At 52.2% G+C, this 253-nt stretch carries 2 tRNA genes; both read right to left on the reverse strand.

The annotated features are described in order from the left end of the window. Positions 1–71 precede the first annotated feature (71 nt). A tRNA-Ala gene (locus PMM47T1_RS28555) sits at positions 72–147 on the reverse strand. Between the two features lie 10 nt (positions 148–157). After that, a tRNA-Ile gene (locus PMM47T1_RS28560) sits at positions 158–234 on the reverse strand. Between the last annotated feature and the right edge of the window lie 19 nt (positions 235–253).

The following is a 253-nucleotide window of genomic DNA, read 5'->3' on the forward strand; positions in this document are numbered from 1 at the left end:
TTCTGATAAAGTTCAGAAATCAATATTCGATGCGAATATTCATTTCTAAGCTTTGACAGGGTAACAAGGGGTGGTGGAGCCAAGCGGGATCGAACCGCTGACCTCCTGCGTGCAAGGCAGGCGCTCTCCCAGCTGAGCTATGGCCCCAACAAGAAACTGGTGGGTCTGGGCAGATTCGAACTGCCGACCTCACCCTTATCAGGGGTGCGCTCTAACCAACTGAGCTACAGACCCAGTTAAGAGCTGTTACCGA

It is taken from the genome of Pseudomonas sp. M47T1 (assembly GCF_000263855.1).
GTDB lineage: Bacteria > Pseudomonadota > Gammaproteobacteria > Pseudomonadales > Pseudomonadaceae > Aquipseudomonas.